12 protein-coding genes are annotated in these 12949 nt (G+C 48.2%); 7 read left to right on the forward strand and 5 right to left on the reverse strand.

Annotated elements, in window-relative coordinates; translation table 11 throughout:
* The first annotated feature begins 5 nt into the window (after positions 1–5).
* Entirely contained in the window at positions 6–1100 is a 1095-nt protein-coding gene (locus AT746_RS13210) for a dipeptide epimerase (protein WP_062481046.1), read from the forward strand.
* 330 nt (positions 1101–1430) lie between these two features.
* On the opposite strand, the gene AT746_RS13215 is transcribed toward AT746_RS13210, so the two are convergent.
* The 4 genes from AT746_RS13215 to prsK all read right to left on the reverse strand — a co-directional run bounded on the left by AT746_RS13215 (position 1431) and on the right by prsK (position 7178).
* The gene (locus AT746_RS13215; RefSeq protein ID WP_197414258.1) at positions 1431–2108 is read right to left on the reverse strand and encodes a M15 family metallopeptidase; all 678 of its coding nucleotides are present in this window, start codon (positions 2106–2108) and stop codon (positions 1431–1433) included.
* On the reverse strand, positions 2105–3499 hold the full coding sequence (locus tag AT746_RS13220; protein WP_062481047.1) for a Na+/H+ antiporter NhaC family protein: 1395 nt from the start codon (positions 3497–3499) through the stop codon (positions 2105–2107). Before AT746_RS13220 ends, AT746_RS13215 begins: the two co-directional genes overlap by 4 nt.
* A 154-nt stretch (positions 3500–3653) precedes the next feature.
* A complete protein-coding gene (gene prsR, locus AT746_RS13225; RefSeq protein WP_062481050.1) occupies positions 3654–5012 on the reverse strand; it encodes a PEP-CTERM-box response regulator transcription factor in 1359 nt (452 codons plus the stop codon).
* A 141-nt stretch (positions 5013–5153) separates the two neighbouring features.
* Positions 5154–7178 carry an XrtA/PEP-CTERM system histidine kinase PrsK gene (gene prsK, locus AT746_RS13230; protein WP_420480314.1) on the reverse strand — a complete coding sequence of 675 codons (2025 nt, stop codon included), beginning with the start codon at positions 7176–7178 and terminating at the stop codon, positions 5154–5156.
* Positions 7179–7389: 211 nt separating this feature from the next.
* Here prsK and AT746_RS13235 point away from each other — a divergent pair, with 211 nt between their 5' ends.
* From AT746_RS13235 to AT746_RS13250, 4 genes are all read left to right on the forward strand, one after another.
* Complete coding sequence (locus AT746_RS13235; protein WP_062481052.1) at positions 7390–8013, forward strand: twin-arginine translocation signal domain-containing protein; 624 nt, start codon at positions 7390–7392, stop codon at positions 8011–8013.
* 138 nt (positions 8014–8151) lie between these two features.
* A complete protein-coding gene (locus AT746_RS20180; RefSeq protein ID WP_257721069.1) occupies positions 8152–8280 on the forward strand; it encodes a hypothetical protein in 129 nt (42 codons plus the stop codon).
* Positions 8281–8305: 25 nt separating this feature from the next.
* Positions 8306–9169, forward strand: a complete 864-nt coding sequence (locus AT746_RS13245; RefSeq protein ID WP_082633275.1) for an HprK-related kinase A — start codon at positions 8306–8308, stop codon at positions 9167–9169.
* Positions 9166–10215 (forward strand): nucleotidyltransferase family protein, encoded by a 1050-nt coding sequence (locus tag AT746_RS13250; protein WP_062481056.1) that lies wholly within the window; start codon positions 9166–9168, stop codon positions 10213–10215. The genes AT746_RS13245 and AT746_RS13250 overlap by 4 nt, the downstream gene beginning before the upstream one ends.
* Here AT746_RS13250 and AT746_RS13255 read toward each other — a convergent pair.
* Positions 10212–10964 (reverse strand): S1 family peptidase, encoded by a 753-nt coding sequence (locus AT746_RS13255; protein WP_062481058.1) that lies wholly within the window; start codon positions 10962–10964, stop codon positions 10212–10214. The two genes, AT746_RS13250 and AT746_RS13255, sit on opposite strands and share 4 nt — an antisense overlap.
* Positions 10965–11288: 324 nt before the next feature.
* Between AT746_RS13255 and AT746_RS13260 the strand changes: the two genes are divergently transcribed.
* Together AT746_RS13260 and AT746_RS13265 are read left to right on the forward strand one after the other, a co-directional pair.
* Entirely contained in the window at positions 11289–12071 is a 783-nt protein-coding gene (locus tag AT746_RS13260) for a THxN family PEP-CTERM protein (RefSeq protein ID WP_062481060.1), read from the forward strand.
* An 85-nt stretch (positions 12072–12156) separates the two neighbouring features.
* Positions 12157–12915, forward strand: a complete 759-nt coding sequence (locus AT746_RS13265; protein WP_062481062.1) for a YdcF family protein — start codon at positions 12157–12159, stop codon at positions 12913–12915.
* Positions 12916–12949: the final 34 nt, after the last annotated feature.

Below are 12949 nucleotides of genomic sequence, written 5' to 3' on the forward strand. Positions count from 1 at the left end.
ATCAGATGAAAATCACCGATATAAAATTCGCCATGCTCAGAGTGCCGCTTAATACGCCATTTAAGACGGCCCTGCGCACGGTAGACAGCATAGAAGACGTGGTGGTCATAATCGAAACAGACACCGGCCATATCGGCTATGGAGAGGCGCCGGCGACGGCTGTGATTACCGGTGATACCCATGGCTCCATTATTGAAGCCATTAAAACCATGATTAAACCCAAGCTGATTGGTGAGGAGATTGAAAACCTTAATCGCATCACGCATCTGATCCAGGGTTCGATTGTTAAAAATTACAGTGCCAAGGCAGCCGTAGAAATTGCCGTTTACGATCTCTTTGCACAGCTCTACAAGGCCCCCCTGTATAAAATACTCGGTGGCGGTGAGCCAACCCTCAGTACCGACATTACCATCAGTGTCGACTACATAGACAAAATGGTGCAGGACAGCATAGAGGCAGTCAACAAGGGTTTCGAGACCCTGAAAATCAAAGTCGGTAAAGACATAGGCGTCGATATCGAACGGGTTAAAGCCATTTATGCGGCAGTAGAAGGCAAAGCCCTGTTACGGCTGGATGCCAATCAGGGCTGGACGGCTAAAGAAGCCGTTTATGCCCTGACCCGTCTCGAAGACGCCGGTGTGCGTCTGGAACTGGTTGAACAACCGGTTAAAGGCCATGATCTCGAAGGCATGAAATACATTACCGAGCGGGTACATACCCCAGTGATGGCTGATGAGAGCACCTTCGGCCCTAAAGAAGTTATTGAGCTTATTCGCATGCGGGCCGCCGACATTATCAATATCAAGCTGATGAAAACCGGCGGCATCAGTAACGCCATTCGTATCGCCGATATCGCCGAAACCTATGATATTCAGTGTATGATTGGCTGCATGCTGGAAACCAGCATCAGCGTCAGTGCGGCAGTGCATCTGGCCGTTGCCAAATCCCATGTGATCACCAAAGTGGATCTGGATGGCCCATCCTTATGTGCCTTTGACCCGGTAACAGGCAGCGTTAAATTTAAGGGTTCAGATATCATTATCGAAGATAAGCCAGGGATAGGTATCGAGAGCATCAAAGGGCTGGAGATGCTGGAGTAAGAAATTGGGTAGCCCGTCAAGTAGCGAAGCGGATTGCGGGAGCAAAACCTGGATTCCGCTTCGCTGAATCCAGACTACACAGACTCATGCCGACACCTTGTTAACCAAACTCTTTGTCAGTTATTCCTTCTTTCCGGCCACCGAGCCGGAATCTTTATATCGCGGCCGAGGTGGAAAAGTTTAACTGACACTGCTGACTGAAAGAGATCCTGAGGCGAGCTCAGGATGACGGTACCGTTTCTTCACGCAAATGCGCAGAGACGTAGAGGAATAAATGGAGTTCTCAACCAGAATCCTCTGCGACTTAAGGCCCTGCGAGAGCCCCTGCATTTATTTCACCGGGAAATCAAAGTAGGTATCGGGGTAAGGCTGGGGCACTAAGGAGTAATGCCACCATTCCATTGCATAGTTGCTGAACCCTGCGCTTTCCATTAACTCTTTCAATAGTTGCCGGTTAGCCGCCTGCTCAGCACTGATAGTCGGATTCGCCGTATTTGACAACGGATCAAACATATCGAAAGGCGAGGCCATATCCAGCTCCTGCCAGTTGCCTTCACTATCCTGTCTGGCCAGAGTCAGATCCACCGTGGCACCACGGCTGTGACCGGAGCGCTCGGCAATGTACTCCCCTACCAGTTTATCTTTAGGTAAATTAGGATAGTAATCGGCTTTGGTATGGATGTCGGATAAGTCCTGCGCCCAACGCATAAAATGAGCCACAGAACGCTGAGGCCGGTAGCAATCAAATATTTTCAGCTTCAGCCCCTGCTCGGAGGCTTTTGTCGCGACCTCCTGTAGTGCCTTAGCGGCCTGTTGCTGCAGAATACACTTTGGCTCAAGGTAGCCCTCTACCGGCTCACCGACAAAGTTGTTGTCGGTATAGTAGCGAATATCGTAGATGGCATCAGGCAGCGCCTGGTTCATTTCCACAAAATCTTCAGGCATGGGCCCGGCAGCCAAAGGCATTACTGCGATCAGGGCCAAGCCGGTAACATACTTTTTCATCATACACCTATCCAGAACATGCCCACCAGAATATAGGCCACCAAAGTCAGGCCGCCACTGAACAGGGCATAAGGTAACTGAGTTTTAACATGCTCGAGTAAGTCACAACCGGAGGCCAGACTACTCACCGCAGTGGTATCGGAAATGGGTGAACAGTGGTCGCCAAATACGCCACCGCCAAGAATCGCCGCCATCACCAGCGACGGGGGTAAACCGAGATTGAGCACCATTGGCATACCAATCGGAATCAGGATGGCAAAGGTGCCCCAGGAGGTACCTGTGGTAAAAGAAATCAGGGCACCGGCCAGAAACAACAAAGCCGGAATAATAAACAGTGGCAATGATTCGGCGACAATGCCGGAAATAAAGTCTCCGGTTCCTAACACCCGCAAGCTACCGCCAAGTGCCAGTGAAAATAACAGTATTGCCACCAGCGGCAGCAGTTCACTCATGCCCTCAAAGCCGACTTTGACCAGCTCTTTATGCTCAAAGCGCTTTGAACCTATCATCATCACGTAAGCTAACATGCAGGCCAGTGTGGTGGCATAGAGTACTGATTTGGAGCCATCACCATCGGTCAGATTGCCATTACCAGTCCAGTACATAAAACCGAGCATACCGACAACCATTGTCATCAATGGCAATACCATATAGCGGGCTTTGGACGCCTTATAGTCAATTTCGGTATGATTGGCAGATTTGCTCAATACCCGCTCAGACTCTTTCATCGGCCCGAATACCTTACCGGTAATAATAGTGAACAGCACGATGGCCAGAGTGATCAGCGCATAGAAATTCAGCGCAATGGTGCCGACCAGAATCGACACCGCGCTTTGTTCAGTCGGATAGGTTCCCAACAGGCCCAGCACATAGGCGCCCCAGCCATTGAGCAAAATCAGGATACAAATAGGTGCGCTGGTACTGTCAATCACATAGGCCAGACGGGCGCGACTCATTTTAAACTTGTCATACAGACCACGGGACAAAATGCCTGCTGTCAGTACGCTCAGATTAGACTCGATGAAGACCACCACGCCGGTGAAAAAAGACAGCAGTCCCACCTGGCGCTGATTTTTGGCGACACCTTTGTTGATCATTTTTTCTACCAGCGCCGTCACCCCGCCAGAGTGCCTCATATAGGCCAGCAATGCCCCTACCATCAGTGAAAATACCAGCAGACGACTGTTACCTGGCGAGCTCAGCACCGAAATAATGCGCTCTACCGTCTGAAACGGACTTTGTAACACGGAGGAGGCAAACCCGGTCTGCCCCTGCAACATCAGTAATAATTCAGAGCTGAACAGGGCCACGAGTAACGCGAGGATGACTTCTTTGCGCCAGAAGACAACGATAATGGCCAGAGCGGGGGGAAGGAGCGTTAACCAATCAGACAAAGGACACCTTTATTGTTATTAATCATTGGCGGAGCCCCTTCAGCAAGAGTTCCCCATGACAAAGATTTTATATTCCATTAATTTAACATTTTTTCAATAGAATATTCGAGTCAATCTCTGTCACTAAGGTAAAAAAACGCTCTGAATCCACGACTCAGCTTGCCGGCTTGATATCCTCGAGACGATATTTATCGATCAGTGAATACAATGTCGGCCTGGTGATCCCCAATAACTCAGCAGTGCGGGACATATTCTGCCCGGCCAGATACCACGCCTGACGTATGGCCTTACTCTCGGCTTCTTCACGTACCTCACGCAGATTCAGGGTTTGCATGCCTGACTCTTCACCATCGGAGAACAACCCCAAATCATCGGTCTGGATCACATTACCCTCGGCCATGATCACGGCTGATTTAAGTTTGTTTTGCAGTTCTCGGATATTACCCGGCCAGCGATGTTTGAGCATGGCGTCCACGGCGGCTTCACTGAACCCCTTAACCTTGGAGTTATACTCTTCCTTGTAGTCATTGAGAAAGGTTCTGGCGAGCAGAATAACGTCGCTGCCACGCTCCCTGAGCGGCGGTATATTAATGGTGATTTCACTGACGCGGTAGAATAAGTCTTCCCGGAAACTTTGTTCCTGCACCATAGCAGAGAGATCTCTGTGCGTGGCGCAGATCACCCGCACGTCCACGGCAATTTCATTGCGCCCGCCAACCCGCTCTATCACCCTTTCCTGCAGGAATCGCAGCATTTTTGCCTGCAAACCTATTGGCATGTCGCCAATCTCATCCAAGAACAGGGTACCGCCCTGAGCCGTTTCGATTTTACCCGGTGTGGTTTTGTTTGCCCCGGTAAAGGCGCCTTTCTCGTAACCAAAGAGTTCACTTTCGAGCAGATTTTCCGGAATAGAGGCACAGTTGATAGCGATAAACGGCTTGTTGCGACGCCCACTGTGGTCGTGGATAGAGCGTGCAAATACTTCTTTACCTGTGCCACTCTCTCCGAGTAACAGTGCGCTGATATCAGTCTGGGCTATTTTCTCGGCGCGGCGGCTGGCCTGCTGAATACTGTCACTATTGCCAATGATTTTGCCCATAGCAGGTTGTGACTGGGCAAGCTGACGGTTTTCCAGTTCAAGGTTGTACAGATTCAGCGCCCGACTGACCAGAATCTTGATGGTATCCGAGTCAATGGGTTTCTGATAAAAGTCATAAGCCCCAAGTTCTACGGCTTTCAGAGCGTTATCTTTATCGTTGTTGCCGGTTACCACTATTACTTTGGTCTGTGGCGCAATGCTGAGAATTTCTGCCAGCGCCTGCAACCCTTCTGACGCATTGGCCGGATCCGGCGGTAATCCCAGATCCAGGGTCACCACTTTTGGCTCAAAACGTCTGAGTTGGGCTATGGCGGACTGGCGATCATCAGCAAAAATCACTTCGTAGCCACTGAAGCTCCACTTCAGTTGCTTCTGAATTCCAATGTCATCGTCAACAACCAGTATTTTTTCCATAAATGCATATTCCTGTTGTTATTCTTGAGCGGGCCTGTTGTTATTTTTCATAGAGGTTGTGCCCCTGATTAGATTATCATGTCGCCATATTGATGCGAGTATAATTGATCGCGCAAAGGCGCTGAGGAATAAAAACTCCACCTAAGCGATGGGTAAAAACAAACTAAAAGTGGCCCCCTGCCCTTCGGTACTACTTACCTCGAGACGCCCACCGATCTTCTCGATATAATTTTTGGCATCATAAGCGCCGATACCCATCCCGGCATTCCCTTTTGTCGTATCAAAGGGCTTAAACAAACGATTGGCAATAAAATCCGCACTCATGCCACAGCCGTTGTCTTCAATCTCAATCAGTGCAAAACCCGGTTCCTGAGCCATCCCCACTCTCACCGTTACCATACCGTCATCTGCAGTGGCTTGCTGGGCATTACTGATCAGGTGATACAGTACATTGCAGAGCTTTTCCTCATCCACGGGTAAACTGATATCGGCCAGTTTCTGCACCACCGGTGCAGGCTGATACTGATGGCACCGCTGCTGTATAACTTTATCCGTAAGCTGCAGCAAGTCAGTGGTTTTTGTAGTGCTGGGCTGCGATTCCTTCTTCTCTGTCAGTTGCCTTAACATTCTGTCCATACGGGTTTTGGTATGCTGCAGTGTTTCAAAGGTATCCTCAATAAACTCCGGATTATCTTTATGTTGCTCAGCATTACATAAAATCAGATCGATCTGAGCCAACACATTTTTAAGGTCATGCAATACAAAAGCTGACATACGGTTAAACGCCGCAAACTGGGCATTCTCCGCTAGCTCCTGAGCCGCCTCATAATGAAACAGATAATTGGCCACCTGAGCGGTTACCGCACTCAGATAATCTCTCAGCTCCCAGTCAAGACGGATCCTGTCAGTCTGGCTGGTGTGCATCAGTGCCATACCCCAGAGCTGTTCATCCTGATAAATGGGAACAACCAGCTGAAAACGGCACTGATTCAATATGGCATGATTAATCTTTAAACCCTCATAGAGAAAGGGTTTATAACGCAGTTCCTCAATATCCACCAGCCAGTGCTTTTGCCTTAAAAACATCTGGAGCTGTTGCAGTACTTCTTTTTCAACCTCTGTTAAGGGTTGCGAGCCAGTGGCGCTGATGACGTCCAGTTGCTGTCCCTTACATTTCAAAAGCAAGCCCCGGTCATAATTTATCGCCTGCAAAAAACAACGCAGGCCTTTCTCGAACACCTTTGGCAGACTTTTCTCACTGGCATTCAGCGTCTTGGAGAGTTTCAGCCACTCTTCTCTGTAATCGTACTGATTAGCAAAAAAGTGTTTGGTAATAAATACCTTAACTCTGGCTCGAAAACTGTTCGATAACAGCAGTACAGCTAACAAAGTTAAAGACAAGAACAGCAATACCAGTTGTACCGGACCGCTCCAGTCACCACCAAAGTAACGTATCGCATAACCGGCCACGGCCATAACAAACAGATAACCACCTGCTGCCAGCAACAAAGTACTGTGCAACACGACATCTCTGGAGATAAAGATCTCTATGCCCCAATGTTTGATCCGCCGGATCCCCACCACCAGAGCCGGCAATAACAGCGCATAAATGTATCCCCTGGCACTCCAGTACAACGGATCCATCTGGTTTACCATTGTCGCGTCGGCAAACATCACAAAATCATAGAGACTGGTGGCGCCAAGGTAGATCACCAATGGCTTATAATGCCATCGCTGTTCCCCTGACTGACGATAAAGGGTTTCGAGCAGAATCAGTACCACCAGAGCAATGACAGTATGTAACAGGAACAACCACTTCAGTTCAATCGCCAACAGCCAGGGTAATGCGATGGCCACTGCAGGCAGTACGATGACCATCATGGTCACAGGCTGCAGCATTAACTCCCTTAAGCGAACCAGATCCTGCTTTAATACCGAGCAGGTAAATAACAGCCAGAGTAAGCCTCTGAGTCCTTCAGCCTGCATCATCCAGTGAGGCTTCAGCAGCTCTACCGCAAACCCGAGATTGGCCAGCGCCCACAACATATTGACCACTACCGCCAACAGCAGTAGTCGCTTGGCCAGGCCCGGCTTTTTAACGGTAAAAAGCAGTAGCAGTAGCAGCAGATTTCCTGCTAAGGTCAGCGCATATCCGGCAGCAAACATCAGTGTCATCCCTCAGTTCTGGTCATACCGTAAAATCACAGGCATAATATCGCAATGAATTAGTCGGAAAATTTTACATTAACCGTAAATGTTGATTTTCACAATGACAGAAACCCTTTATTTTCATAAGGATAGATGTTTGGTTCGTTTTTTGCATCCTAAGGGATGTTTAATAAATTCCGCTCATCGGTAAATATATTGGAAGTACATTATGGCAGAACAACAGAAGCAATCGCAGAACGTTAATCCGCAGCATGCGGGAAGCAGTCGCCGTAACTTTATAAAGGGAGTAGCGGTCAGTTCCGCACTGATTACCACTATTACCAGCAAGCCTGTATGGGCCAGCCAGTGCTCTATTTCCGGTAATCTGTCAGGTAACGCGTCTCATCACGACGAAAATGAAGTGTGCACTTTCTCTGCATACAGCCCGGGCGGCTGGATGAATGGCAGGGCATCAGGAAATGCAGGTTCTAACCCCAGCCTCTGGCCTTACACCGGTGTAAGCCCTTCAACTCCTTTTTCCACTTTGTTCCCGACTGATCCCGCACAACATACTATGGGTAAAAATTGGGCGCCATTTCAGGGTACAGTAGGTCAGGCTTTAGGCGGCGGAAGCCATGGATGGGAGCGTCAATGTGCTTGTGCCTGGCTGAATGCTGCCCTGTGGCAAACGGCTATGGCTGAATGTGAAGCTAATCCAAACTGCCAGATCGTCGATGATCTCGCTCAGGGTTTCTACTTCCCTCTGACAACCTATGATGTTCAGCAAATATACGCCAATGGCAAAGACGAGGTCATGATGGCCGATTGGGAATCTGCTCAGAACATTGACTAAGTGTTGCTGAAACTTTCAAAACATTGTGACTACCGGCCCCTTCCTGAAGGGGCCGCAGTTTTTAATAAGCTGACAAATGCAACTCAACTGATAAATGAGCCTTACGCCACTGCTATCGCAAAACTAGCACAGGCCAGAGTGTCAGATAGCTCTGTCAAAAAGTCTGACATCTATGCCTTTATTGAACCACAACAGGCAGACGAATTTATTGAACAGGCTGTGGATCTGGGTATTATAGAACTATCGACTGCAACCCCTGCACAATAAGCATTAGCGGATTAAGAGTATCAACTTGTATAATCACCGTCTTGCCATAGGTCCTTTCTCCTTTTCCCTGTCTACTAATCTCAGTTCCGTGAGCCGGCAAATACAGCAACTTTATGCACATCATCTGAGTTATCCCTGCCCCTCATATACAGACTTCGATGTACAGGTAAAGACGCCTCTCAGTCACCGCCGTTGGTTTCGCCCCCAGGTTGAATTCTTTATGGATGAAATCAATCCTTTTAAGCCATTGCCCAGGGATCAGGCCTACCCCATGCTGGAATGGGGGATGAACTGGTGTATTGCCAACCATGCGCACCATTTATTTATAGTGCATGCCGGCGTCATAGAGAAAAATGGCAAGGTTATCATGATGCCTGCCACTCAGGGCTCAGGAAAAAGCACGCTGACTGCAGCGATGATGCTCTCCGGCTGGCGTTTATTTTCGGATGAACTGGCTCTGCTCTCTCTGCAGAGCGAGGAAGTGTTACCTCTGGCACGACCTATCAATATTAAGAATGACGCTATTGATATTTTAAAACATCATTTCAGCCAGGCTGAGTTTGGTGATATCGCCCATGACACGCTCAAAGGCACGGTAGCACTGATGAAACCAAGCCAGGAGAGTGTTACCAGCATGCACCAGAGTTCACCTTTGCACTGCATTGTGTTTCCGAAATATAAAGCCGGCAGTAATGCCAGTCTGTCGCCGCTATCAGCACCCGAGGGCTTTCAGAGACTGATCGACAATAGCTTTAATTATAATGTACTCGGGGTGGAAGGCTTTCATAAAATTGCAGACATTTTACAGCAAACTCCCTGCTTTGAATTTGAGTACAGCCGCTTCGAAGATGCCTCAGAAACTCTTGAAAATCTGGTGCAGAATTCATGAGCCTGTTACTTGAGACTCTGAAAGATATCAGTATCGTCGAGAAATTTAACGATAATGACTGGCAGACAATTCTCAGTCAGGCGCGCATGGCCAACCTGTCAGGCCGACTGGCCTGCATGCTGCTAGACAGTCAATATCAGGGAACAATACCCGGTTTTGCCAGGTGGCCACTGGTTTCCGAGCAGAAAGTTGCACAGCGACAAATCCAACAGGCAAAGTGTGAACTTCACTCACTCAGCAGGTTACTTAATCAGCGTTGCCAAAGGTGGGTGCTGCTTAAAGGCGCCGCGTATATCGCTCATGACCTGGACGTTGCCAAAGGTCGGCGCTTTTCTGACATCGACATTCTGGTTGATAAACCCAGTCTTAAACGGGTTGAATTCAGTCTGCTTGGTGACGGCTGGCAACGCACCCTTGTAGATGATTATGACGATCGCTATTACCGACAGTGGATGCATGAAATCCCGCCGCTGAAACATAGTGAAACCCGAACTGTACTGGATGTGCATCATAATATTCTGCCACTGACCAACAGGGACTGCCCTCAGCCAGAGCGCTTTAAAACACAAAAGGTTGAGCTTGAAAATGTCGGAGATTTACTGACTCTTACCCCCGAAGATCTGGTAATCCATAGTGCCTGCCACCTGTTTACCGAAAGTGAATTCCATAACGGACTGAGGGATCTTTCAGACCTGGATATTCTGCTCCGGCATTTCGGCAGTATGGAAAGTGATTTTGTTGACAGATTGAAAAGCAGAGCTGATGTGCTGGGACTGAAAGGTTATCTTGAGCTGGCCTTTTACTACTGCAATACGCTTTTTGATACTCCAATAAGGCGGACCTTAAAACGCCCCGGGTTGATACTGGATTTTAGCTTCCGGTATATATTTACACCCAACCACAAAAGCTCCAGAACCTGGAAGCGCCATATCGCCGCCACGATCCTTTACTGGCGGGGTCACATGCTGCGTATGCCGCTCAAACTTTTAATTCCTCATTTACTCAGAAAGTCATTATCCAGGTTGTATCAACAGAAAACGGCTTAATCGTTGAGCTCCTGCAACAACCTCTGCAGATACTCTACCGGTATCGCATAGGAAATACCGCTGGGGGCTGAAAGGGCCGATTCCTTACTTTGCGTCACAAAGACCTTATTGATAATGGCAACAATTTCCCCGGTTTTAACATCATAAACCGGACTACCACTGTTACCCGGATAAGCCGTAGCATCTAACTGATAAACCACAAAGGGTTCTTTCATTCGCTTGATCATCTCAATGCTGAGCTGTTGTGCATTGGCACTTGGTGTTACCACTGGCGTACTGGCTGCAATATACCCCCTGTGAGTGGCAGGGTAAAGTCCAAGTACCGCACCTATCGGAAAGCCTGTAAAAGCCACTTCTCTGCCATCCGGCAAGCGTTTAGTTTCAGCCAGCTTAAAAGGAGCCACCTTTTTATTTATCTTCAGCACAGCCAGATCGTGAGCCGGGTCTGTAATCACAATTTCAGCTTCCAGCACATCCGGACGCTCGCCCTGGCCAACGAATACCACGCGCTTTTGCATCGATTCTGCATCCAGTGCGCGCTCCACCACATGGAAATTGGTGACGATATGCTTACCATCCCCAACCGCAAAGCCGGTACCTTGTAAGGTGTTTTTAGGAGCCCCTAGCGGATCATGCACACCAATCCCGACCACCGATCCTTTTACCTTCGATACCACTGACTCAAAACTTTGTGCCTGAAGGTGTAAACTAATAACACTGAGTACTACCAGAGAAATGATTTTAAACATGGCAAATTTCCTTTTCTGACAAATAGTAATGGGTTCAGGGTTGTTTGCTATCCGGGAAAAGTATCTCCTCTGTTAAGCTCAACAACAAGAAAAAGTGTCTGACCTGAATGACAACGACCCACAGTACGCAATTCCTAGTATCGATACCGTAATGAATACTGTAAACCGATGTCTGATTCTTTAACACCTGCTTTATCATAAAAATATTTTTTCCTTTACTTTCAATGACATAATTATTGGCAAGGTAATTGCTTTATCTAGTGGGACGGGTGTAGTGAAGTAAGCCCAAGGCTAATAATTGACAAGATTTCGAGGATTGAAACAATGAATAAATTACTTTTAAACAGTTTGGCTGGCGCGGCAATGGTCGCATCATCCGTCGCCAGTGCATCAATGGTTACATTATGGGATTATGATGTTGTCACTGAGTGGGTAACAGCTGGTCCTGATGCCCCAACCTTCTCTGCCGGCGGTGGTAGCCAGACAGTGTCCACTTCAGAAATAAGCTGGGGTGGCGTAGCGGCGTCAGAAAGAAGCGGATTAACTATTGATCCTACAGTGGCTTCCGGCAGTGTCACCACCAACGGACTAGGTGCACAAACAGCGGAAATCACTCACACAAATAACTCTATTAGCTCTTCTTTTGCCACACTGGAGTCAGCCACTCTTTTCAGTAGCCTGACTCTGTTTGCAGCAGAACCGAACCCTCCTTATGATGGTTCAAGCGAAACCGCTTCATTCAGTTCAAACTTCTCAATCGACTTTATTGAGACTCCAAATGTTGCAGGCGATTGTATAGATGGGTCGGCTACTGTTTGTGATGATATTTTTGTACTGCAAGCTGCAGATTTAATCAGTATGTTCAGCTTTAACGGTTATATGTATACCGTGCAAATCGTAGCTCCAGGTCTTGGCTTGTTAGGCGCTGATGCCTGCGCTGCTGCTGGTGTTGCGGCAGGTTGCTTTGGCCTTACCACTCAGGAAGGTGGTGATAACAACGTACAGTTTGCTTTCAATATCACCGCTCAGGAAATTCCAGAGCCAGCCTCTATCGCAGTGCTGAGTATGGGTCTGCTGATGTTAGGTGCAAGACGCTTTCGCAAGTAAGCTACTCTAGAAAGTTAACAGAAAGTGCGACCAATGGGTCGCACTTTTTATTTGTGCCACTAACGCGTCCCGCCCCCCTCTCATTATGATTGAACTTCTTCGCAATACAGTGCACTTTTTGATTCAGCCTCTGAATCTCTTCTTCACTCTGTTGTTTATTGCACTGCTGTTAAAGCTTCTGTTTAAAGCCAATAAAACCGCATGGTTTGTGCTGACACTGGCCTCTGTATTCTTGCTTTGGTGTAGCCTGCCAATGACTAGCAATATGATGCTGAAACCCATAGAACGCCGATACCCTGTTATTCAGGCCGACGCGCCGGTCTTACAGCAGGCTGATGCTATTCTGGTATTGGGCTGCAGACATTATGAAGATACTCCACGGCCTTTTGCAGACAGATGGCACAGGTGCTCACTACTGCGAAACCTGCAGGCAAGCCAAATGTACCGATACCAGCAGAAACCTGTCTATGTTTCCGGAGGCATACTCAAATATCGTGAACAATCTGAAGCCGAGGCCAACAAGGCATTTTTTCTTGCCTTGGGCATATCGCCTGAGCATATTGTCAGTGTTCCTTCAGGAACCAACACGAAAGAAGAGGCTCAGGCCCTGGCGTCACACCTGCGGGGAAAAACTGTTGCTTTGGTCACCTCAGCGAGTCATCAGTTAAGAGCCAAATACTATCTGAATCAGCAAGGTATTAATGTCATTCCAGTGCCTGTTGAGCATCTGAGCAGCCAATCTATTGACTGGGGCTGGCCAAATACGACAAGTCTTGAGCGCAGCCACAGAGCCTTTTACGAATGGGCAGGGCTCGCCTATCAATATCTGAACCGAGCACTTTAATTACTCCTGTGCTGCTTTTAGCTCCAACGCCAGA

Source organism: Lacimicrobium alkaliphilum, assembly GCF_001466725.1.
Lineage (GTDB): Bacteria > Pseudomonadota > Gammaproteobacteria > Enterobacterales > Alteromonadaceae > Lacimicrobium > Lacimicrobium alkaliphilum_B.

Bases quoted from the DNA above. Each gene is read 5' to 3' on its own strand.
- prsR (WP_062481050.1), bottom strand. From the start codon at position 5,012: ATGGAAAAAATACTGGTTGTTGACGATGACATTGGAATTCAGAAGCAA.
- AT746_RS13215 (WP_197414258.1), bottom strand. From the start codon at position 2,108: ATGATGAAAAAGTATGTTACCGGCTTGGCCCTGATCGCAGTAATGCCT.
- AT746_RS13255 (WP_062481058.1), bottom strand. From the start codon at position 10,964: ATGTTTAAAATCATTTCTCTGGTAGTACTCAGTGTTATTAGTTTACAC.
- AT746_RS13210 (WP_062481046.1), top strand. From the start codon at position 6: ATGAAAATCACCGATATAAAATTCGCCATGCTCAGAGTGCCGCTTAAT.
- AT746_RS13265 (WP_062481062.1), top strand. From the start codon at position 12,157: ATGATTGAACTTCTTCGCAATACAGTGCACTTTTTGATTCAGCCTCTG.
- AT746_RS13260 (WP_062481060.1), top strand. From the start codon at position 11,289: ATGAATAAATTACTTTTAAACAGTTTGGCTGGCGCGGCAATGGTCGCA.
- AT746_RS13235 (WP_062481052.1), top strand. From the start codon at position 7,390: ATGGCAGAACAACAGAAGCAATCGCAGAACGTTAATCCGCAGCATGCG.
- AT746_RS13250 (WP_062481056.1), top strand. From the start codon at position 9,166: ATGAGCCTGTTACTTGAGACTCTGAAAGATATCAGTATCGTCGAGAAA.
- prsK (WP_420480314.1), bottom strand. From the start codon at position 7,178: ATGTTTGCTGCCGGATATGCGCTGACCTTAGCAGGAAATCTGCTGCTA.